The organism is Lipingzhangella rawalii (assembly GCF_031628175.1).
Taxonomy (GTDB): domain Bacteria; phylum Actinomycetota; class Actinomycetes; order Streptosporangiales; family Streptosporangiaceae; genus Lipingzhangella_A; species Lipingzhangella_A rawalii.
On sequence record NZ_JAVLVT010000002.1, the window covers coordinates 80,379 to 103,292 of the forward strand.

A 22,914-nucleotide genomic window follows, 5' to 3' on the forward strand; every position below is an offset into this window, starting at 1 on the left:
TCAGGACTTCATTCGTGCGTTCTCCGGGTCGAACAGGGGCGTGCGTCCGGCCCGTGCTACCGAGACGGGGTAGTGGACGCCCATGTACTGCACGGACAGGCGGGTTCCTTCCACCGCATACTCCGACGGCAGGTAGGCCATCAGCAGGTAGGCCCCGAGTGTGGGCGCGGAGCCCGCGGTGGTGACGTAGGAGGGGCGGCCCTGGGCGTCCTCGAGTCGCTCCCCAGCCGGCGTCAGGATGGGCTCACCGCCCTGCGGGAACCGCCGCACCCCCTGCGGGTCGGTGTTCTCGTCCAGCGTGAGCGTGCACATCAGCGCCACCGGCTCGTGCTCGCGAGCCCGGAGGTAGGCTTCCTTACCGATGAAGTGTGCAGACTTCACCGAGGGCAGCGCCAGATCCGCCTCCACCGGCCCGTACTCGGAGTCCAGCTCGGCGCCCATCAGCCGGTAGCCCTTCTCCAGACGTCCGGTGCTGCCGTACACACCGATGCCCGCCGGCACCACCCCGAACGGCTGCCCGGCCTGCCACAGCGTGTCCCACAGTCGCGCGCCCTGCTCGAAGGGCGCGTGCAGTTCCCAACCGAGATCCCCCACGTAGGACAGCCGCAGCGCCAGCACCGGGACACTGGCCACACTGATCCACCGGGCGGCACCGAACGGGAACCCCGCGTTGGACACGTCGTCCGCGGTGACCGAGGCGAGCAGGTCCCGGGCCCGCGGCCCCCACAGGCCGATCGTGCACACCGCGGAGGTAATGTCGGCGAGGGCGACCGAGCCGTCCGCGGGCAGGTGGCGGGTGAACCACATATGGTCCCGCGCGCCGTCCGCGCCACCGGTGATCACCCGGAAGTGGTCCCGGTCGAGCCGAACCACGGTGAGGTCGCTGCGGAACCCGCCGTTCGGTGCGAGCACCGGGGTATAGATGAGCCGCCCCACCGGGCGGTCCACCTGCGCGACAACCATCCGCTGCATATAGTCGAGTGCGCCGGGACCCCAAACCTCGAACTGCGCGAAGGCGGTCAGATCGATCATGGCGACGCGTTGGCGCATCGCCAGATGCTCGGCATTGATGATCGGCGACCACCAGCGCGCATCCCACTCGTGCGGCCGGTCCTCAATCTGGCCGGCGAATTCCTCCAGCAGCGACCGGTTCGACTCGTACCACTGCGGACGCTCCCAGCCACCCACCTGGAAGAACCGCGCATCCAGCTTCGCCTCACGGGTGTAAAACGGGGAGAGCCGCTGGTCCCGGTCCGACTCCCACTGCTCCCGCGGATGCACGATCCCGTAGATCTTGTTGAATCCCTCCGCAGCGCGCTCCCGCACGTGGTGGCGGGTGCGCTGGCTCGGGTAGAACCGGGCGATATCCGCCCCGTGCAGGTCGATCTCGCTGGTGCCCTCGGTCATCCACTGCGCCAGGGCCCGGCCCACGCCGGGGCCTTCCTTGATCCAGACGGACGCGGCGGACCACAGACCGCGCACCTGCGGGGTCTCCCCCAGCAGCGGGCTGCCGTCCGGGGTGAGCGACAGCAGCCCGTTGATCGCGTGGCGGATGCCGGCCCCGGCTCTGGTGAGGATCTCTGGGAACAGCTCCAAGGCGTCCTGCATCTGCTGGTCGAAGTCGTCGGCGGTGAACGGCAGCTGTGTCGGGGACAGCTGGGCGGTCGCCGCAGAGGGGATGTCCTCGGGGTCGTGCAGGATCGGCCGGTGCGCGTACGAACCAATCTCCAGATCGGCGCCGCTCTGGCGTTCGTACATCAGTGTGTCCATATCGCGGATGATCGGGTAGGCGATCTCGCTGTTGGTGGCCGCGAGCTCCGGGATCGGACCGACGTCGGCCATCTGGTGCACGCCAGGGGTGAGCGGGATGGTGGCGCCGGCCATCCGCGCGATCCGGGGGCTCCACACCCCGCAGGCCACCACCACCGTGTCCGTTTCGATCTCCCCGCGGTCGGTGCGCACCGTCGACACGCGACCATCCACGGTCTCGATGCCCGTCACCTCGGTGTTCGGAACCACCGTGAGTGCGCCGGACGCGCCGGCCCGCTCCCGCATCAGCGTTCCGGTCCGCAGGGGATCGACGACGGCCACCGACGGGGTCCAGAACCCCGCCCGGACAATGCTCCGCTCGACGAAAGGCATCAGTTCGGTCGCCCGGTCCGCGCCGATCAGCTCCGCGTGTACTCCCCAGGAGATGGCGGAGGACATCCGCCGCCGCAGTTCCTCCACCCGCTGCTCGGTGCGCGCCACCTCGATCCCGCCACTGGTGGTGAGGGTGCCGAACTCCTCGTACTGGCGCATCGAGTCCAGCGTCAACCCGGTGATCTCTTTGGAATGGTCCACGGGGAAGATGAAGTTGGAGGCGTGCCCGGTGGAGCCGCCCGGGTCCGGCAGCGGCCCCTTGTCGAGCAGCACGATGGAGCGCCACCCCAGCTCTGCCGCGTGGTAGGCCACCGAGCTCCCGACAATCCCGGCACCAATAACGACGAGGTCGGCGCGATCCGGAGGGGTGCTCATAGCTACCTCCACGAATGTGACGGGGCATGCTGCCGGGGCGAATGCGAATGTGCGACGCGGATCGCACCGCGGGGAGTATGACCTGGCACGCGCACCACACTCCCCACCGCGAACCGCATTGGGTAGTCACCAGAATGCTGCCCGTTAACGCGTCGCCAACACCGGACGTGAGCCTCCTCTTCAGGCCGAGCTCAGCCCACGGGCAAGCACCTCCGGCCCCTGCTCCAGTACTCGAACTCGGGCTCAGACCATGGAACGCGGCACCGGCTCCGTCCGACCTGCGCGCGGCGGCGCCCCAGGCTGCGAGGCGGGGGATGAAGGCGCTACCGGCGGGTGGGCTCCACCCGCCGGGCGGTGCAGGATCGGCGTCTGGATCAGGCTGGGCACCGGCAGGAACGCGACGGTGACCAGCACGATGACCATGCCGACGCTCTGGATCGCCGTCTGGAGGGACCCGGCCAGGGACAGGAGGCCAACCGCCAGCGCGGGAATCCCGGCACCCGCGTAGAACCCGAGGTACAGAGCGGCGGACACGCCCGCGCGGTATCGGTGTGGGGCGCGAATGTCGATCTCCCGGGCAGCCCCCCAATACCCGAGGCCATGCCCGCAGCCACACACGACGGCCGCGATCGCCAGCACCGCCAGGGAGCCACCGTCGGCGAATAGCGGAAGATAGGAACTGACCAGGAGGGTCATCCCGATCGCCAGTCCAGTCAGTCCCAGAGTCTGTGCCGCGCGGGGAGCCAGCCGGGGCGCGACGAACTGGCTCAGCGCCGAGCAGAACAACACCGCGCCCACCACCGCGCCGGAGAGCGCATAGTTCGGTGTGTCGGTACTGGATTCGGCCACCGACGGCAGCAGGGCCAGGAAGACCCCCACCACGGCCCAGCCGAGGAAACCACCGACCGCGGCCACCGCGAAGACCACCCGTACCGGCCTCGGGACCGTGGGCCGGGTGGGGCGCCACACCCGTCGGGCGGGCAGCATCGACCCGCGCAGGGACAGGGCCAGGAGGCCGGCGCCACCCAGCAGGGCCAGCATCACCCCGAACGGCAGCGTGGTGGGCTGGGGCAGGTACTGGGCGAGGACTCCTGCCAGCAGTGGACCCGCACCACTACCGACGACGAAGGCCACGGTCGCGAGGGTGGATCCGCGGGCGGGGTGGCACGCGGGTGCGGACTCCACCATGGCCGCGATTCCGGCCCCGGTACCCATGCCCAGGCCGACGCCCACCAGTACGCGCCCCAGGAACAGGGCGGAGACGTCCCCACCGACCGCGAAAACGGCGGTTCCCCCGAACGCGCAGGTCAGGCTGGCCAGGAGGACGGGTTTGCGTCCCAGGGCGTCGCCGGCGGGGCCGAACAGCAGCAGCGACGGTACGGCCGTCGCAGCGAAGGTCGCATACAGCACGGTCATGGTCAGTGCGGAGATGCCCAGCACCTGCTGGTAGGTGGGATACAGCGGGCTGGCCATGTTGGCCGCGGCGGACAGTACGGCCAGGGCGACACCAGCCACCGTCATCTGCCATCCGGGACGATGGAACCAGGAGACGTCGTGCGGACGCTGACCCTTGTTGCGCATGGCTCCAGCATGCGGCGACGAAACCGTGTTTGAATAGCACACGTTATTGAACAAATTCGTTCGGTGGTGCCACATGATTGACCATCGGCTACAGATGCTGCGCATGATCGGCCACCACGGCACAGTCACCGCGGCGGCCCAGGCGCTGAACTACACCCCGTCCACGGTGTCCCAGCAGATCAAGCAGCTCTCCCGCGAGCTGGGGGTGCCGCTACTCACCCACCATGGCCGCGAAATCCGGCTCACCCCGGCTGCCCGAACCCTGCTCCGACATGCCGACACGCTCTTCGCCCAGTGGGAACAGGCCCGCGCCGAGCTCGACACGCACACCGACGAAATCACCGGCACTCTCGGCCTCTGCGGTTTCTCCACAGCCGCCAGCGCACTCCTCCCCCCGACCATGGCGGCTCTCGGCGAGAGGTACCCCCGACTGCACACCCGTGTCATCGAAGCCGAACCCACCGAATGCTACGACCTGGTGCTGTCCTCGACCGCGGACCTGGCCGTGGTGGTGGTGACCCCAACCACCCCGCCCCTGTCCGATCCACGCTTCGACCAGCGCCACCTCATCGACGACCCTCTCGACCTGCTGGTCCCCCTGGACCACGCCCTGGCCGGACGCTCCGAGGTGGCTCTCGCCGAGGCCGCCACCGAACCCTGGATCGTCGCCCGGCCCGGCACCACCTACCACCAGCTGGTCATGACCGCCTGCGCCAGCGCCGGCTTCACCCCACACATCGTGCACGACGCCAACGAGTGGGAGACGGGGACCGCACTGGTGGCACGGGGATTCGGGGTCTGCCTGGTGTCCCGCCTGGCCCGCTGGTCGGACCATCATCCCGTGGTGCGGATCCCCCTACGCGGCGACCCCACCCCCACCCGCAGAGTCCTGGCCGTCACCAGCGCCGGCGCCGCAACCCGCCGTCCCCTCGCCTACGCCCTAGAGGTACTCGCCGACACCGCGGACACGGTGATCACCGCCTGACCGGGCCACGCCAACCACCCGCAGCCCCAAACAGCCCGGCACCGCCCACTCCCCGACGACACTGCGAGGCAGACAGAAGTTGGGCGGCGCTGGCACCGCGGGGCCATCCCCAGATGATGGCGGCCGCGAAACGCGGAAGGACGCTTGGGGACGGAGGATAGGGAAAGACCGACCCCACGGCCAGGCCATGCCCCCAGGCCTCGGATCCGCACCCCGGCTGGACACCGCGGCACGCGTCACGGTAAGACATCCCTACACGTTCCCACCCACACCCAAAACCACGAAGAGTAGCAATCCAGATACAGACCTTCCCGCGAACCCCCAACACCCAGTCACAAAACCATAACGCGCCCTGAACGGTGCAGGCCATCTGGTGTGCGCCCCACGCGAGTGGGGATGGACCTCGAGATTGCCGATATGGCCGGGATTGAGCCGCGTGCGCCCCACGCGAGTGGGGATGGACCGGTCACGGGAATCTCTTTCCATATCGATATTAAGTGCGCCCCACGCGAGTGGGGATGGACCGCTCTATAACTACTCCATCTTGGTCCCGGGTCAGTGCGCCCCACGCGAGTGGGGATGGACCGGACGCCCGGCGAGTCGACCGATGATGAAGCAGGTGCGCCCCACGCGAGTGGGGATGGACCTTCTCGATTCTGCGGCGACGGCTGCGAGCCCTCGTGCGCCCCACGCGAGTGGGGATGGACCGTGCCATGAGCGCGTCCAGGAGCAGGTTATGGCGTGCGCCCCACGCGAGTGGGGATGGACCGCTGGATGTGGAGGGCTGACATATGTCGATGCAGTGCGCCCCACGCGAGTGGGGATGGACCGCTGGCCCTGGAGCGCGTCGCCGAGATCATCGGGTGCGCCCCACGCGAGTGGGGATGGACCGGAGGCAGCAGTAGCGAGTGGCACACAACCGCTGTGCGCCCAACGCGAATAGGGACAGATCGCAGATGACGGCGAACACCTGACGCCGCCAAGACACACCCCAGCCGCAACCCCACCGCCGCCACCACCACGACCCGCTGGCCGTCGTGCGGGGGAGCGCCCCCAGGGCGCGACGCCGCCGGCGGCCAACACCCACCGGAATACAGGAGAAACCCGCACCCCGGATACCTCAGAAGATAAAGCGCTGACAACCGCGCTCAACCACCCGCACCATCTCGGCCACCACCGACGTCGGGCACCGGGGCACCCTCCGCCACACGACCGCCAACGGAGGGCGGCTGCGGTAGTCGTGAGACGCCCCCTCAGCAAAGAGGAACACCTCCACACCACGACCACCGGACAGTGAAAACCACACCACACCCCTGAAGTTCCACGCCCCCACGCACGCGGGTTTGAATAGTTTGGCGCCGGCCGGTGTGGCGCGGTGAGCAGGCGCGGTACACCTCATGGCCCGGGGCTGACGACACCTGCCGGTGTTCCGAGTCACCGCCGGGGCTGGAGGCTCGTGATGTTCCGGAATCCGGGGACCGAGTGGCGTTAGGGTTCCTCCACAGAATCCCCCGCGCGGAAAGGAATCCCCGTGCACGCGAGCGATCCCCCCGCCCCGCCACCACTTCCGGACTCTGGCCTGTGGGCGAAGTCGGCCGGCCTGCCGGACGGTGTGCGCTACCCGCTCGTCTGCCATCTGCTGGACGCCGCCGCTGCCGCGGAGGCGCTGTGGCGGGACCACCTCTCCCCCGGCCTGCGCGAAACCATCGCGGCGGGATTGGACACCACTGTGGAGCACGCCGGCCGGCTGGTCGCGCTCTGGGCTGGGCTGCACGACATCGGCAAGGCGATGCACTGCTTCCAGGCCCGGGACCCCACCGCCCCGCTGCGGGACTATCCGACCGCCGGCATGGACATCCGCCATGACAGGGCGGCCAGCGAGTGGCTGCGCTTCGCCCTGCCCGAACTTGGCTACCCGGATGCGGAAGAACAGCTGGTCACCGGGATGGTCGCCCAACTCCTCGGGGGGCACCACGGCTCGTTCTTTCCACATGCCGACGCGCGCTCCGCCCAGAGGCTGGGCTATGCCGACGACGCCTGGGAACGGGAACGGCGCCGCCACCTCACTACTGTCCACCAGCTTCTCGGTGCCCCAGCCCCGCCCGAACGCCTGCCCGGAACCACGGCCACGCTCGTGTGCGGCCTGGTGATCCAGGCGGACTGGCTGGTCAGCCAGCTGAGTTTCGTCGGCCGGCAGCTCAACGCCGGCATCCCCCACACGCACGCTGATCTGGAGTGTCATCTGGGCCGTTCCCGCGCCTCCGCTCCGCGGCTGCTGCATGAGGCTGGGCTGACCCGCCCGGCCACCCGCTCCGGAACCTTCGCCGACGCCTTCCCGCACATCGAGAAACCCAACGGGCTCCAGCGCTCGCTGAGCACCCATCTGCCGGAACTCTGCACCGGTCCCGGCCTGCTGCTGGTGCAGGCCCCCACTGGTGAGGGCAAGACCGAGATCGCCCTGCATGCTGCCGAGATCATGGGGGGCGCCTCCGGTCGCGACGGGCTCTACGTCGCGCTGCCCACGATGGCCACGGCTGACCAGATGTACCGCCGGGTGCGCAGCTACCTGGACCAGCGCCTGGACGAGCGGTCCTCGATGACGCTGCTCCACGGCATGGCCTGGCTGAACCCCGAATACCAGCCCGAACACGCCGACGAGTCACCGATCCCGACAACCGGGCACGACTCCAGTGAGATCAGCCGCCTGGTGGAAGCCAGCGAGTGGCTGCTGGGCCGGAAGCGGGGCCTGCTCGCGGACTTCGCCGTGGGCACCATCGACCAGGCGCTGATGGCGGCGCTACGCGGCCGGCACAACGTGGTGCGCATGCTCGGGCTCGCCGGGAAAACCGTGCTCATTGACGAGGTGCACGCCGCGGATGCCTACATGCTCGCGCTACTCACGCGGCTACTGGCCTGGCTTGGGCGGCTGCACGTTCCGGTGGTGTTGCTTTCGGCCACGCTGCACCACAGCACCGCGCACACCCTCATCGAGGCCTACCTCAAGGGAGCGGGGCGTCGCCGCCGCGGCTCCACCCCCATCCCCGCGGTGGGCTATCCCGGTTGGGCCTACGCCAGCGCCGAGGAGCCTCATCCGGTGACGGTGAATCCGGAGCCGTTGGCCACCACCGAACGTCAACCGCTGGCCGTGTCTACCCACGAGATCCCACTGACCGGTGACGATACGACCGCGCACGACCAGGCTGTGCGCGCGGAGCTGGCCGGTCTCGTGACGCACGGCGGGTGTGCGGCGGTGATTCGCACCACCGTGGCCGAGGCGCAGCACACCTTCCGCCAGCTGGCGGGCTGGACCGCCGAGCAGGCCCACGCGGCCGGGACCGAGCCCCCGGAAATGTTCCTGCTGCATGCGCGGTTCCCGGCCCACCAGCGAGAGGAGATCACCGAGGAGGTCATGCGCCGCTTCGGGTTGGACGGGGCGCGGGCGGGGCAGCGCCCCCGGGCAGCGATCCTGGTGGCAACCGCGATCATCGAGCAGAGCATCGACATCGATGTTGACGTGATGGTCAGTGACCTCGCCCCGATGCACCTGCTGGTGCAACGTGCGGGCCGGTGCTGGCGCCACGCGCACCGCGGTGTCATACCCCGGCCAAGTTGGGCATCCGGGCCGCGGCTGGCCGTGCTCGCCCCCGAGCAGCCGAATGCCGAGGAGGCGCTTCCCCGCGGGTGGCGGTTCATCTACCACCCGTCGCTGCTGCTGCGCACCCACAACCTGCTGCGACGGTGGACCGGACGGCCGATGCGTGTCCCTGAGGACGTGCAGGAGCTTGTGGACGGCCTGATCGACGACGAGGACCTCAACCCGGATCGCCCCGACCAGGATCTGGACCGGTGGGCCAGCGACCTTGCGCACCGCCAGCTCGGCGACAATGTTGCGATTCCGGCGCCGGGCAGTGCGCAACGGGACCTGCTGCGCCTCACCGACCACGACCTCAGTGAGGAGCAGGTGGCCACCCGGTTCGGCGCCGACACCACCCGCGTGGTCTGCTGCTACGCCGACACCACCGGCCGACTGTGGCTGGATGCGGAGCTGGCCACGGCGCTACCCACGGTCGGCGATCTGGCCAGCGGGGCGTTCAGCAGCGCCCAGGTGCGCACGGTGCTACGGCGTAGCCTGCCCGTTCCCGGCGTGTGGCTCCAGGGGTACGAGGAACGGACCGCACCGCCCGAGGCGTGGCGGGGCGCCACCCACCTGCGCGACGTGCGGCTGGTGGTGCACCAGGTCAGGGACGACGGCAGCGTGCACGGTCCCACGCTGGGTGGGCGGTGCCTGCACCTGGATGCGCGGGTGGGGTTGGTTGTGGCGTGACGCGTGCTGGGGGTGTGCACCCCGCCAGCTCTGGCCGGATGCGGCCACGTCCGGTCAGATTTCCCGATTCTTCCGCGATTGTCGTCACCGACCGTTACTGTCGGCCCTCTCCGTATTTTCTCGATCGAACGGAGTCACCCGCCAATGCCTGCCCCCTCCTTCGATCTTCGCACCCGCCCCTGGCTGCTGACACGCCCGCTCGGTGTGGGAGCCGAGGTGAAGCAGCTCGGGCTGCACGACGTCCTCACGCACGCCCACGAGCTGGCGGATGTGGAGGTGCCGCTCCCGCCGGCCACCTCCGGGTTGTGGCGTCTCCTGGCGATGCTCACCGCCCGCGTTACCGGCCTGGACACCGCCGAGAACCAGGACGAGTGGCTGGAGCGGCGCGGCCAGCTGCTCCGCCGCGGACAGTTACCGGAAGCGGACATCGACACCTATTTCTCCAGGTATGACCAGCGCTTTGATCTGTTCCACCCGGAGCGCCCCTGGATGCAGGACCCGCGGCTACGCGCCGAATGCGGCAAGGCCGCGGGTGTGAACAAGCTGGTGTGGGGGCGCCCCGCCGGGAACAACGCGGTGTGGCTGGGCCACCATGTGGATGCCGACCCGGCGCCGGTCACCAGCGCCGAGGCCGCCTGGTCGCTGGTGGCCTGGCTGTACTACGGCGCCTCCGGCCTGTGTTCCCGCCGCGTCGTCGGCGACACCAGCAAGTCCAACGTCACGGCCGGCCCGATCCGGCGGGTGGTGTCTTTCCACCCGGCCGGGCCGAGCCTGTTCCACTCGCTGGTGCTGAACATCCCCTACCCGGGAGACGAGACCGAGGACACTCCCGCCCCGTGGGAAACCCAGGAGCTGCCGGACCCGCTGGGCCTTCCACCCAGCGGGGAGGGTCTGGCCGGGGTGCTGGTGTCCCGCTACCGGCATGCGCTGCTCCTCGAGCCCAGCGCCGACGGTAGCGAGGTCACCGACGCCTGGATCACCTGGGCGTGGCGGCAGCCCGCACCGGACGTGCCCGACCCCTACGTCATCTACGACACCAGCCAGGCCGGTGCACCCTACGCCCGGCGGGCCAGCGCCGACCGGGCGGTGTGGCGGGACCTGGACTCCCTCCTGCGCCCGAACAGCCGGGACGGGGGCGCCCGCCGCCCCGCGATTCTGGACCTGTGTGGGCCGAGCATGGACGTGCCCCGGGATATCCGCGACCAGTTGACGCTGCGGGCCTTCGGGTTCGAGCAGGACGGCCAGACCCGGGACCGGCAGTGGTTCGCCACCGCCACCCCGCCGGTCCTGCACTGGCTGACCGACGCGGAGGCCGGAGCCGAACCCGAGGCCACCAACCAGATCCTCCAGCTGCGCGATGCCGCCGAACAGTCCGGGCGGGCACTGCGCAAGGCGCTCGTCAACGGCTGGCAGAAGGCGATGGGGGTTGGCGAAGGCGAGGGGCCATGGGTGCGGCACGGCCTCCCCCGATACTGGCGACGCGCCGAACGGGAGTTCTGGCGCAGCGCCTTTGCCGAGTCCACCTCTGGCCCCGGAAACACCTTCATCCATCTCGCAGTGCAGGTGTTTGAGCACGTCACCGAGCCCTACGCCCGCCGTCCCCGCGTGGCCGAAGCCCTGGAGCAGGTACGCCGCGGCCTGTATTCCGGATGGGTCCCGCCCACCCCGCCTCCCGAGGAGCCCCAGTGAACCCGAACCAGCTCGTGGCGACCGCGGATCGCATGGTCGCGCGTCTGAACACGATCATCGTCGACGACCCCGGCACCCGCGCGGCGTTACGGCGCGGACTGGGGCGCCCCCCGCAGGATCTCGCCAACTTTCACGCGCACGCGGTCGTTGCGCCCTACCTGCCCACGTCCTGTGACGAGGCGACCGAACGCGCCTTCTACACCGTGGCCGCGCTGGTGGCCGCACAGCCCCGCAGCGCCCGAGACCAGGTGACCGACTCAGACGAGGCGGGCGAGGAGCCGGAACCTGCTCCGGACTCCGCCGGGGCGACCACATCGGGCGAGAGTGCCGCCGAAATCGTCACAGCCAGCCAAGCCGCCAGCAAGCACCGCCCGAACCTCGGCCAGACCCTGGCCTGGGCCGTGGAGCACGGGCACCTGACCAACAATCCCAAGCGCGACCCGATCCGGGACCGGCTGCACGTCCTCGCCCGCTACCGCACCAATCGGCTGCACCGCGAACTCCCCAAGCTCATCGCCTACCTGCGGGGACAGCTGGTGCAGGTCGACTGGGGCTACCTACTACGCGACCTGGCCCGCTGGGAGCAGGACCGCGAACGGGTCGCCAAGGAGTGGGTGCAGCAGTACCACCGGACCCGCGGACAGATCCAGCGCGCCCGCGAACGCACCCCCAACGCCGAGTCCGGTACCTCCGACAACCCCGGAAGCGAGCCCACATGACCACACCGGCCTACCTCGACATTCACGCACTCCAGACCCTGCCCTACTCGAACGTGAACCGCGACGACCTCGGCATGCCCAAGGTTGTGGAGTACGGCGGCCGAGAGCGCACCCGAGTCTCCAGCCAGAGTTGGAAACGCGCTGTGCGCCACCAGGTGGAATCCCGACTCGGCGACCCCGCGGTGCGCACCCGCCGCATCATCCAGGCGGTCGCCGAGCGGCTCACCGCCCGCGGCTGGGACACCGAACTCGCCGAGGTGGCCGGCCGGCAGGTGGTGGCAGCCGCCGGCAAAGGTATCAAGCTGGAGCAGGACAAGGAGGGCCAGCCGCCCAGCACCTCGGTACTGCTGTATCTGCCCACGCCCGGGTTGGACGAGCTGGCCGAGCTGGCCGCGGCCCACGAGGGCCAGCTGCGTCCGCTCCTCGGCAAGAAGGACCCGAAGCCGGTGCTGCCCTCCGCGGAGATCACCGAGATCCTGCGGTCCCGCAACGCCACGATCAACCTGTTCGGGCGCATGCTGGCCGAGCTCCCCGGCGCGGATGTGGACGGCGCGGTGCAGTTCGCACACGCCTTCACCGTGCACGGCACCGAGGTGGAAACCGACTTCTTCACCGCCGTGGACGATATCGACAGCCCCGTCGACGACCACGGCAGCGCCCACATGAACGTGGGCCAGTTCAGCGCCGGCACCTTCTACCGCTACGCCAACATCAACCTCGCCACGCTGTACCAGAACCTCGGGGAGGACACGGCCGCGGCCCGCGAGCTGGTCACCGAATTCCTCGCCGCGTTCCTGGCGACCGTGCCCGGCGGGAAGCAGACCGCCACCGCCGCGATGACCATTCCCGAGCTGGTGCACGTCGCGGTGCGCGGCGACCGCCCGATCTCGTTCGCTCCCGCCTTCGAGCAGCCGGTCGCGAACACGCACGGCTACGCGGCGGCCGCCCGGGAACAGCTGTCCGGATACGCCGCACAGCTGCACCGGCTGTGGGGCACCGACGATCTGCACTACAGCGCGCACGCCGGCTTGGACACTGAGGACGACAAACTGCCGGGGCTGGGCCAGCGCCGGGAATCGTATCCGGTGCTGCGTTCCGAAGCGGTAGACGCGGCCTTCGGAGCCGCGCAGTGAGCGGGTTCCTGTTGCGGCTCGCCGGCCCGCTACAAAGCTGGGGCGAACACAGCGCCTACGGGGTGCGGGACACACTGGCCTTCCCCAGCCGCTCCGCGCTGATCGGCATGTTCGCCGCCGCGCAGGGCCTGGAGCGCGGCGCTGACCTGTCCCGCTACACGCCGCTGCGGTTCACCGTGCGGATCGACCAGCCCGGAACCCAGCTCGTCGACTTCCACACCGCGGGCGGCGGAATGCCGGCCAGCCGCACGGTCCCCACCGCCGAAGGCAAACGCAAAGGCGCGGAGGTGGCCACAATCGTGACCGAACGCAGCTACCTGTCCGGGGCCGTGTTCACCGTGGCCGTGACGGCACCCGTCGACCTCGGCGCGGAAATCACCGGGGCGCTGTGCCGGCCGCACTGGCAGCCCTACCTCGGGCGGCGCAGCCACGTCCCCGACCCACCGCTGCTGCTGCGCCACCAAGTCGATGACCCGGTGGCGGAGCTGCGCAGCCGCGTACCGCTGCCGGTGTCGCGACGGCCACGCGACCCCACCGCCACCAGCGTTTCCGTGGACGTGGTGCACGAGGGCGAACCGGAGGCCACGAACATGCCGGACGGGCAGCGCGCCCGGCACACCCTCAACGACATCCCGCGCAGCTTCGACTCCCAGCGCCGCTCCTACGCGGCCCGGGCGGTCACCGTGCTGCCCGAACGGCTTCCGGCCGAGCTGTGCACCTGGCAGAACCACCAGAAGTACCTCGACCAGCTCTACAACTACGCCGCGGAGGGGACATGGCCGTCTGGCTGACGAGGATTACCCCCGACCCCCGGTCCGCCGAAGCCCGGGCCGACCTGGCGCAGGCCGGCAACCTGCACCGGCGCCTCATGAAACTCCTGCCGCCGACGGAACTCGGCGACAGCCCCCGCCAGGCCGCCGGGTTGCTGTTTCGTGTGGAGGAGTCCCGCTCGGGCACCACGATCCTCGCCCAGAGCACCCACCACCTCGTCGCGGACCAGCTCCCGGACGGCTACGGACAGCTGGAACACCGGGAACTCACCCCGCTATTGGAGGCACTGGAGGTGGGCCGCGTGGTGCGCTACCGGATCGTCGCCAGCCCCACCAAACGCCTCGGGCGCTCCAAACAGCGCGGTGTCAGCGAGACCACCATCCCGCTGCGTGGACCGGACGCCGACGCATGGTGGTACAGCCGCGCGCGCAACCACGGCCTGGAACCGCGGTCGGTGACGGCCCAGGACCGGAACGACTCCGTGGACCGTTCCCGCGGTCGGCGCATCCGGCACGCCGCGGTCCAGTTCCAGGGGGTGGCCACCGTGACAGATCCGGCCTCGGCACGAGAAGCCGTACTGCACGGCATCGGCCGCGGCAAGTCGCACGGCTGCGGGCTGCTCAGCCTCGCACTCGCGGGCGGCCCGGAATGAGTCCCCCGAGCGAAGCGGAGGCGCGCCGAAAACTCGCCGCGCCGACTCTGGCGATGCTGCCTCGAATCTCGGACGGGCTGTCGTTCCTCTACATCGACATCGCCCGGGTGGAACAGACCGAGACCGGCGTGTGCGCCACGATCGAGACGCAGGACGGCCACCCGGAACGCACCCACCTGCCCACCGCCGCGCTCGCCTGCGTGCTGCTCGGCCCGGGGACCTCCATCACCCAACGGGCCTTGACCACCCTCATGCGGCACGGCACCACCGTGATCGCCGTAGGCGCGGGCGGAGTGCGCTGCTACGGCGGAATCCAGCCCACGGACCGCACCACCCGGTGGCTGGAACGGCAGGCTCACGCCTGGGCCGACCCCACCAGCCGGCTGGATGTGGCGCGACGGATGTACGAACTGCGGTTCCGGGAAGACATCGAACCCGGCACCCCCGTGGCGAGCATGCGCGGCACCGAGGGCAAGCGGATGCAGGCGCTGTACCGCGCGCTGGCGCAGCGGCACGCGATCGGACGGTTCAAACGCAGCTACAACCCGGACGACTGGGAAGACCAGGACCCGGTGAACCGGGCACTGTCTGCGGTGAGCGCGGCAATGTACGGCGTTTCGCACGCGGTGATCGCTCACCTGGGGTGCAGCCCCGGCCTGGGCTTCATCCACGCGGGAAAACACCACGCGCTGGTATATGACTTGGCGGATCTCTACAAGGCCGAGTTCACCGTGCCGCTAGCGTTCTCCCTGCACGATTCGACGAATCCGGAGGCGGAAGCGCGCCGCCGACTCCGCGAAGACTTCCGGCTCTATCGCCTGCTGCCCCGCATGGTCGGCGACCTGCAATGGCTCCTCGATCCGGATCAGCCCGGGCTGGAAGAACGCGAGGACGACGAGGAGGAGGGGCCGGCACGGATCGTTGAACTGTGGGACCCGGAGCACGGCTGTGTGGCCGGCGGGGTGAACTACGGCGACGGTGTGGACTAGGCGGAGGTCGACGTGGCGAACATGGTGGTGATCTCAACAGCCGCCGTTCCGGAGCACGTCCGTGGGGCGCTGAGCCGCTGGATGGTCGAACCGCGGGCCGGGCTGTACGTGGGCACGCTCTCGGCGCGGGTCCGGGAACACCTGTGGGACGTGGTGTGTGCCTCCCTCGGCGAAGGCTCCGCGGTGTGTATTCATCCCACCGACACCGAACAGCGCTTCCACATGCGCACGGCCGGGCCGCAGCGGCGGGAGATCGTTGACTACGACGGGCTCCAGCTTGTGCAGATGAACCCAGCGGCGGAACCGGAAGACCCAGACGACTCCCTGAAACCACCTGTGCCCCCGGGATGGTAGCTAGCTCCAGTAACTGTGAGTCATGTGTCAGATACAGTCACTGCCAGATCGCCGCGAATTCTGGTTACAAATGAATAACACGCTACGTTGGTGCAGGTAATCTGGTGTGCGCCCCACGCGAGTGGGGATGGACCGTATTTGGGGGATCAAAGACGATCGTGGGGTTCGTGCGCCCCACGCGAGTGGGGATGGACCTCCCGGTTCTGCGGTGACGGTCGTGAGCCCTCAGTGCGCCCCACGCGAGTGGGGATGGACCGTCCTTAATGAACCGCTTGATTACTTCAGGCAGGTGCGCCCCACGCGAGTGGGGATGGACCGTTTTACTTGACTTCGATAACGGCCGGTACCCTGTGCGCCCCACGCGAGTGGGGATGGACCGTCTACCGCTACCACCGAGGGGCGGCTGTCATGGTGCGCCCCACGCGAGTGGGGATGGACCGTCCTTCGGACGTACCACTGCGAGGACGGCCCGGTGCGCCCCACGCGAGTGGGGATGGACCGCCTCACTGGCCGACCGCCCACTCGCCGAGCTCGTGCGCCCCACGCGAGTGGGGATGGACCGTCAGATGCTGGCTCGCCGCGGCGATGATGCTGGTGCGCCCCACGCGAGTGGGGATGGACCTACGCCGACGCCCAGCCTCGCCTCCCGCCTCCGGTGCGCCCCACGCGAGTGGGGATGGACCATGTGTGGAGTGAGGACACCCGACCCTTACGGGGTGCGCCCCACGCGAGTGGGGATGGACCATGTGTGGAGTGAGGACACCCGACCCTTACGGGGTGCGCCCCACGCGAGTGGGGATGGACCGCCACGACGGGCGTTCTTGTGTCCGGTGATCGGGTGCGCCCCACGCGAGTGGGGATGGACCTCCACTTTGGTGCACCCGCTGTCCTGCCTCCCTGGTGCGCCCCACGCGAGTGGGGATGGACCGGCCAACCAGGCGCTGCGGATCTTCGTGGGGCAGTGCGCCCCACGCGAGTGGGGATGGACCGTAGTAGTCCCCAGTGGGGAGGAGGTCGGATAGGTGCGCCCCACGCGAGTGGGGATGGGCCGTCCGCCAGCCCCCGCCTGCGGTTCATGCCAGGGTGCGCCCCACGCGAGTGGGGATGGGCCTGATCTTCTGAGCTTCCCCGCTCCCGGGATAGGGTGCGCCCCACGCGAGTGGGGATGGGCCCTGTCCTACGCTGCTTCCGCAGCAGGTTTTTGCGTGCGCCCCACGCGAGTGGGGATGGACCTTGTGGTGGTTATTTTGGCCGTTTGCGGTCAGAGTGCGCCCCACGCGAGTGGGGATGGACCGCCCGGGACGGGCAAGACCACGACGAGCGTCCTGTGCGCCCCACGCGAATAGGGATAGATCGCAGATGACGGCGATGACCTGGCGATGCCAGGGCGTGCACCCTAGGGCGCCCAGCGCCCGACGCCGCCGGCGGCCAAGACGGCGCGGGTGGTTCACCGCAGTCATTGGTGCCGCGTTTCCTGAAGTATCCGGGGCTCGAGCTCTCCTATCTTCCGGCGGGTGTTGGCCGCGCGCGGTGTCGGGCACTTGGGGCGCCCCGAGGTTTCCGGACAGGACTCCCACAGGATGCTCTTTAATGGAAACAAGAGAGCTTGAGAAAAGTAAATAAATACTCGCCGAATTTTCGCAAGGAAGAAATAAAATGGGATATTTAGGCGCAGCGTCCAACTAGGCAGATTGCTAGGGATTTGAGATCAACCCTGAAGAGCCTTCGTGACTGGGTTCGGAAATATCGTCGTGAACACGCAGACGAACCCGCCTCCCTCAATCTGTCGGACCGCGCGCGGCTTAGAGATCTCGAAATCATCAACCATCAGCAGGAAATGGAGATCGAGTTCCCGAAAAAAACCGACAGCACACCTCCCGAAGTATTTCCCGTAAGTGATATATACGAGCTAATCGAAACCATACACTTCGATGGCAATGCGACGTACGCGTATCTCGCCATATCTCATGTGTGACCCCCTGGGAGTGTCTCGCTCGGACTACTAGTAATGGCGAGCGCGAACGGAATCAGTAACCGTTCAGCGTCGCGATTACGTGAAACTCCTGATTGCGAAATCGCTTGAGTGTTCCGATGAGACCTAGGGCCACCGCCGTGTCCATTCCCAGCTCCAACGCTGGGGGAAGGTCGAAGTCGAGCTGGTGCGCCTACTGATTGGCCGAACGAACCTGGTGGCCTGCCAGGTGCGTTCCCAACCGGTGGTGATTACCGCCTCGGTCCACGATGCGCAGATCCCAGACTTAGAGGCTTATGCAAAAGTCCCACTGAAGTGGACGTAGATTTCGGATTCATCAGAAAAAGCAATGACCCCTGCGGGATAATGGAAAGGTTCCAACCAAAAAATCTTGCCACCCGGAAGGGTCATTGCACATCAATTCTAGCACAGGTTTGACGTCCGATCAGTTCGACGAACTTGTCGATCGTCTTGGTCGGCGAATCTTGTGGGACAAGGGCACCGGAAGACCAAGAGGTCTCACCCTTCGGCAGGCGACAAAAGCCACTGTCATGTACTTCAAGACGAACGTCAGCGAAGAACTGATTGCAGAGCTGATCTTCGTCGATCAGGCAACAATTTCTCGTGCGATCAGTGAACTCGAGGAACCTATCGCCGATGTGCTACACGAGTTCGTTCCTGATCCGGCCGATGAGGTTGACGGGCGGGTTGGCGTGGTCGATTGGTCTCTGTGTCCTTCCTGGTCATGGTCGGATGCACCCGAGCTCTACTCCGGCAAGCACAAGACCACGGGCCACAACCACCAGTTCGTCTGCGATCTGTTCGGGGAACTCCTCCACGTGTCTGACCCGTCTCCCGGAAGTGCACATGACGCTAGAGCCTTTGGCGAATCTGGACTTAACACGATCCTGAACTCAAGCAACTCCATCGGCGATAAAGGATACATCGGTGTTGGCCCAATAACGCCGTTCCGGAAGCCACAGGGAGGCGAGCCCTTGGGTTGGCAAGACGAATTTAACACGAATATCAACAAGATTCGCTATGTCATCGAACGGGCGATCGCGCACTTCAAAACGTGGCGATGCATGTTCACAGACTATCGGAGGCCACTTCGCAGCTACGCCACTGCCTTTCGTGCAGTCCGAGCACTCCACTTCTTCAAACTACGTTCTGCATAAGCCTCTTAGTGTGCCGTGACTTCACCTCTATCAGCCTTGGGTGAAGGGTCGGTGACATCACCCACATGCCCACATGGTACGGATGGCTCTACCTCACGGCCGTGATCGAATGCTACACCAAGGGAGTCATCGGATTTGCAATGGACTACCATCACCGCACACAACTGCTCGCCCAGTAAATCAGAAAATCTCAACGCAGGAACAAAATCCAGTCCAGAGCGATATTTCACTCAGACCGCGGAAGCAACTACACTTCTGATACGGTCGGAGCATTCCTTGGGACCTTCGGGATGCGCCGGTCAGTGGGACGCAGTTGAATCTGTTGCAATAATGCATTAGCAGAGTCGTTCTTCGCGACACTGAAGATCGAACGCATGAATCGGGTTGCCTGCCCCACGCGCACGAACACGGAGAGATATCGTCCAGCACATCGAGTTCTGGCACAATCGTCAACGTTTTTATGTCGCGCTTGGATATAACACGCCAATGAAAATATACCCCGAAGACGAGAAACTGCGAACAGTATCCTAAACTATCTCTGTCCGGAATCTCCGTGACCCCCTAGCCAGGGCCGCTCAGGCGGTACCAGACATGGCTGCCGCGGCACCGGCAATATAGGGCACCAACCAGATCACCCACACCACAATGCTGAACCGGTGGAACTGGGCACGTTCTCGCGGCCGATTGCGCACCAGTACCACGATGGCCCACACCAGGTGGACCGCCATCAGTAGCAGGGCCAGGCCGCCGCTGATCGCCATCACCCGATCCAACACGGACACGGCATGCTCTCCGGTAGCGTCCCGCGCATCGGCGATCCGACTCATCAAGAAGGTTCCGGTGGCGTCACACGCCAGTCCCAGACCGAACGCTCCCGCGTGCCACCAGCGCAAAGTACGCTGCAATCGCTCAGACCACACCCCTGCGGTGTAGAAAACCAGGGCTGCGGTGATGATGACGATAGCTGCCGCAAGCATACCCACCTCCACTACTGAATGTAGTTGTTAAGCCTTCCCTTCATCACGATACGTATACAGTATTATGAGCTAGGAAAGTTGTCGTGTCCGTCCGGCCTACCGCGCCGCGCCGCGGGATCACGTGCCGGACCAGCCCTCGGCCTCACCGCCGGTGTATCCGGTGTGGCCATTTTCCAGAGATTACGGAGCGCGACCTTCCCCCGCCGGGCGGGTCGGTGCACCCTACGCGAATAGGGATAGATCGCGGATGACGGCGATGACCTGGCGATAGTAGTGCGTGCCCCAGGGCGCAATGCCGCCCAACGGCTACCACGACGCCCACAGCTAACCAACCACCGCCACCACCACGACCCGCGGGCGGGGACGGGTGCGGCTGGTGGGCGCATACCCCTGGGCTGGGTGATGCGGGATTTCCCCACGTTCCGGTGGGTGGTAGTCGCGGGCCGCCCTCAAACTATGAGAACGCTTGACAGCCGATGGGGACACGGAACGGCTGATGGGGTAGAGGTGGCCCAACCCAAACGGGCGAGGGTCGACGTCAGTCGGTGCGCATTCCGTCCAGGAGGCGGATGAGCGCCGTCTGGGTCGCCGTCAGGTCCTCAGGCGTGACGGCCGAAGACGCCAGCCACAGGGCGGCCTCGTTCATCGCGCCGGACAGTAGGTGGGTCAGGGGCGCGACGGGCTGGGGCGGAATGATCCCGGCCTCGATCAGCTCGGTCAGTGCCTCGGCCAGGTGACGGGCGGAGCCGGCCTCGTCCATGGCGCGCCACTCCGTCCAGCCGAGCACGGCGGGCCCATCGACCAGCATGATCCGCTGAATCTCCGGGGCGGTGCTGGCTGCGAGAAACGCCTGACAGCCCGCGGTCAGACGCGCCCATGGGTCCGTTTCGGCGTCGGCGGTGCGTGCCACCGAGTCCGCGACCTCCTGCTGTACCTGCGCCAGTACCTCCCGGAACAGCTCGAGTTTGCCCGCGAAGTGGTGATACAGCGCCCCCTTGGTGACCCCGGCCGCGCGGACGATTTCGGCGAGCCCAACGGCGGCGTAGCCGCGGGTGGCGAACAGGCGGCGGCTCTCGTGGAGCAGCGCCGCCCGGGTGTTCGCGCACTGCTGCGCTCGGGTTCGTGCGGGCATCAACCCCCCAATTGACGTACCAGTGGTATGCGAATAGGTTATCTTCACATACCGCTGGTACGCGAAATGGAGTCATCATGAACCTGGCCAGCATGTACCCAGTGCTCTGTACCTCGCGCATGGAAGAATCCCGCGACTTTTACACCACCATGCTGAGTTTCGAAGTCATCTTCGAGATCGACTGGTACGTGAGCCTGCGCCGCTCGGGAACACCCAGCTTCGAGCTCGCGCTGCTCGACCACACCCATCCCACGCTTCCCGAGACCTACCGGCACCCGGCCCGGGGGCTGCTACTCAACTTCGAGGTCGACGATGTCGACGCGGAGTGGCATCGCCTCGTGGTCTCGGGTGGGCTGACCCCCGAACTTCCGCTGCGCGATGAGGACTTCGGACAGCGACACTTCATCGTGGCCGATCCCAACGGTGTCCTTGTGGACGTGATCACCCCGATCACGCCGGCGGCCGAATTCGCCGTACTCTACGCGGAGTCGTGAGGGGGAACGGCACGGCCGCCCCGCGGAGGATGGTCAGGGACCATCCCGCGTCGCGGACGCCTACACCACCCCTGCCGGCACGCCGATTACCGTCGCCCCCGGTGGCACGTCCCGGGTGACCACCGCGTTCGCGCCGATCTGTGCTCCGGGACCGATCCGTAGGTTGTGCCCGCGCGGAGTGATCACCACGGCCCCCGCCCCGATCAGGACGTCGTCACCGACGCTGATGCCGTTGCGGACCGGCCCCGGCCTCGCGCGCCGGGAAGCTACCGCTCGGCCTGCCAGGTATAGACGCGGGCCGCGGTGATCTCCAGATCGTGGTCGTAGGCGGTGACGTAGCTACGCATCCGCTGGTCGGTGAAGGTCTGCCCCGTCACCGGCAGGGTCAGGTGGGAGGTAGTGCCCATGTGGCCCAGATAGGCACTGTCCGGTTCGGCGTGCGCGGCCGGGGCACCGTCCACCCGACCGTAGTGCAGATACCAGCGCCCCGGCTCATTGTCGCCGAACGCGCCCGTGGTACCGGCCCTCCGAACCCGCACCGTGACGTGTCCGGTCACCTTACGGTTGGCGAAGGCGTAGCTGGCGTAGCGGTTGTTCCGATCCACGTTGGAGTTGTTGGAACGGTCGAACAGCACCGCCCGGGTCTGCCCGGCCGGAACCTGCTGTGGGGAGTACCCGTCCGCCAGCGGATACGTCGAGTACCAGTGCGCTTCGGCCATGTCGAGGTCCCCTCCCCCGTTGTCACCACCGGCCCACAGTGAGCCGTCATTGTGCATCGCGGTGATCGTCGGCCCCGGACACGAGGTTGCCGAGAACCGGCTGTGAATGCTGGTGCCCGCCCCGATCCCGCGCCCACCCAGGTTGCTGCGCAGCGCGGCGAGCTGGGCGAGCTGGACAGCGGTCAGGGGCTCGGAACCGCCCACGAACAGATACACCGAGGTCCAGCTGGTGTTGCCTCCGGGTTGGGCGGCCTGGCGGCGCTGGAAACCACGCCCCACGAAGGTGTATGCGTGCGGGCACACCCCGTAGCTGTAGCCGATGTCCAGCCAGCCGTTGCCGTGGACATGCCAGGAACGCACCTGCCGCCAGATTCGCCAACAGTCCGTGTGCGGCCGGTTGCGTAGGTTCAGCCGGCTCTCACCGTGGTAGTGCGCAACCAGACCACGGTCACACGGTGCGTGCGGAGCCGGGGTGGTGCCCCACCCCAGGCTGCCGCGGGTGATCCAGTTCACTCCCATCGCGGCCACCGTGCCATCGCCGGCAGCGCGGACCGGCCCGCCCGTGCTGAACGCCGCCCGAGGGCGGGCCGGCGGTTCGTCGCTGCACCGTAGCTGCACCGGCGGCGCGTGGGAACGTGACCCGCACCGAACGTCGAATCCCGCCCGGTCCGCTGCATCCGCGCCTCCGGAATCGCCAGTCGTTCCTGGCAGAACCGTAGCCGCACCCG

The 22,914-nt window shown here is 67.7% G+C and carries 16 protein-coding genes and 2 CRISPR repeat arrays; of the genes, 11 read left to right on the forward strand and 5 right to left on the reverse strand.

Going from position 1 to position 22,914, the window contains the following annotated elements; translation table 11 throughout:
- A complete protein-coding gene (locus tag RIF23_RS05670) occupies positions 1-2,517 on the reverse strand; it encodes a GcvT family protein (protein WP_310911323.1) in 2,517 nt (838 codons plus the stop codon).
- A 243-nt stretch (positions 2,518-2,760) separates the two neighbouring features.
- Entirely contained in the window at positions 2,761-4,098 is a 1,338-nt protein-coding gene (locus RIF23_RS05675) for an MFS transporter (protein ID WP_310911324.1), read from the reverse strand.
- 73 nt (positions 4,099-4,171) lie between these two features.
- Here RIF23_RS05675 and RIF23_RS05680 point away from each other — a divergent pair, with 73 nt between their 5' ends.
- From RIF23_RS05680 to RIF23_RS05725, 10 genes are all read left to right on the forward strand, one after another.
- The gene (locus tag RIF23_RS05680) at positions 4,172-5,083 is read left to right on the forward strand and encodes a LysR substrate-binding domain-containing protein (protein ID WP_310911325.1); all 912 of its coding nucleotides are present in this window, start codon (positions 4,172-4,174) and stop codon (positions 5,081-5,083) included.
- A 375-nt stretch (positions 5,084-5,458) separates the two neighbouring features.
- A CRISPR array of direct repeats spans positions 5,459-5,974; the repeat unit is 28 nt; unit sequence GTGCGCCCCACGCGAGTGGGGATGGACC.
- Positions 5,975-6,614: 640 nt separating this feature from the next.
- On the forward strand, positions 6,615-9,407 hold the full coding sequence (gene cas3 / locus RIF23_RS05685; RefSeq protein ID WP_310911326.1) for a CRISPR-associated helicase Cas3': 2,793 nt from the start codon (positions 6,615-6,617) through the stop codon (positions 9,405-9,407).
- A 144-nt stretch (positions 9,408-9,551) separates the two neighbouring features.
- Positions 9,552-11,096, forward strand: coding sequence for a type I-E CRISPR-associated protein Cse1/CasA (gene casA, locus RIF23_RS05690; protein WP_310911327.1), 1,545 nt, complete (start codon positions 9,552-9,554; stop codon positions 11,094-11,096).
- Positions 11,093-11,815 (forward strand): type I-E CRISPR-associated protein Cse2/CasB, encoded by a 723-nt coding sequence (gene casB, locus RIF23_RS05695; RefSeq protein ID WP_310911328.1) that lies wholly within the window; start codon positions 11,093-11,095, stop codon positions 11,813-11,815. Before casA ends, casB begins: the two co-directional genes overlap by 4 nt.
- Complete coding sequence (gene cas7e, locus RIF23_RS05700; protein WP_310911329.1) at positions 11,812-12,948, forward strand: type I-E CRISPR-associated protein Cas7/Cse4/CasC; 1,137 nt, start codon at positions 11,812-11,814, stop codon at positions 12,946-12,948. Before casB ends, cas7e begins: the two co-directional genes overlap by 4 nt.
- A complete protein-coding gene (cas5e, locus tag RIF23_RS05705; protein ID WP_310911330.1) occupies positions 12,945-13,739 on the forward strand; it encodes a type I-E CRISPR-associated protein Cas5/CasD in 795 nt (264 codons plus the stop codon). Before cas7e ends, cas5e begins: the two co-directional genes overlap by 4 nt.
- A complete protein-coding gene (gene cas6e / locus RIF23_RS05710; RefSeq protein WP_310911331.1) occupies positions 13,724-14,371 on the forward strand; it encodes a type I-E CRISPR-associated protein Cas6/Cse3/CasE in 648 nt (215 codons plus the stop codon). The genes cas5e and cas6e overlap by 16 nt, the downstream gene beginning before the upstream one ends.
- Positions 14,368-15,360: a type I-E CRISPR-associated endonuclease Cas1e gene (gene cas1e, locus RIF23_RS05715; RefSeq protein ID WP_310911332.1), complete on the forward strand. Its 993-nt coding sequence runs from the start codon at positions 14,368-14,370 to the stop codon at positions 15,358-15,360. The genes cas6e and cas1e overlap by 4 nt, the downstream gene beginning before the upstream one ends.
- A gap of 21 nt (positions 15,361-15,381) precedes the next feature.
- Positions 15,382-15,714: a type I-E CRISPR-associated endoribonuclease Cas2e gene (cas2e, locus tag RIF23_RS05720; RefSeq protein WP_310911529.1), complete on the forward strand. Its 333-nt coding sequence runs from the start codon at positions 15,382-15,384 to the stop codon at positions 15,712-15,714.
- A 106-nt stretch (positions 15,715-15,820) separates the two neighbouring features.
- A CRISPR array of direct repeats spans positions 15,821-17,069; the repeat unit is 28 nt; unit sequence GTGCGCCCCACGCGAGTGGGGATGGACC.
- A gap of 1,168 nt (positions 17,070-18,237) precedes the next feature.
- Positions 18,238-18,864, forward strand: coding sequence for a transposase family protein (locus tag RIF23_RS05725; protein WP_310911333.1), 627 nt, complete (start codon positions 18,238-18,240; stop codon positions 18,862-18,864).
- Between the two features lie 575 nt (positions 18,865-19,439).
- On the opposite strand, the gene RIF23_RS05730 is transcribed toward RIF23_RS05725, so the two are convergent.
- Together RIF23_RS05730 and RIF23_RS05735 are read right to left on the reverse strand one after the other, a co-directional pair.
- The gene (locus RIF23_RS05730; RefSeq protein WP_310911334.1) at positions 19,440-19,841 is read right to left on the reverse strand and encodes an HsmA family protein; all 402 of its coding nucleotides are present in this window, start codon (positions 19,839-19,841) and stop codon (positions 19,440-19,442) included.
- A 538-nt stretch (positions 19,842-20,379) separates the two neighbouring features.
- Complete coding sequence (locus RIF23_RS05735) at positions 20,380-20,973, reverse strand: TetR/AcrR family transcriptional regulator (protein ID WP_310911335.1); 594 nt, start codon at positions 20,971-20,973, stop codon at positions 20,380-20,382.
- Between the two features lie 77 nt (positions 20,974-21,050).
- Here RIF23_RS05735 and RIF23_RS05740 point away from each other — a divergent pair, with 77 nt between their 5' ends.
- Complete coding sequence (locus RIF23_RS05740) at positions 21,051-21,467, forward strand: VOC family protein (RefSeq protein WP_310911336.1); 417 nt, start codon at positions 21,051-21,053, stop codon at positions 21,465-21,467.
- A gap of 266 nt (positions 21,468-21,733) precedes the next feature.
- Here RIF23_RS05740 and RIF23_RS05745 read toward each other — a convergent pair whose 3' ends face one another.
- Positions 21,734-22,705 carry a peptidoglycan recognition protein family protein gene (locus RIF23_RS05745; RefSeq protein ID WP_310911337.1) on the reverse strand — a complete coding sequence of 324 codons (972 nt, stop codon included), beginning with the start codon at positions 22,703-22,705 and terminating at the stop codon, positions 21,734-21,736.
- Positions 22,706-22,914 lie beyond the last annotated feature (209 nt).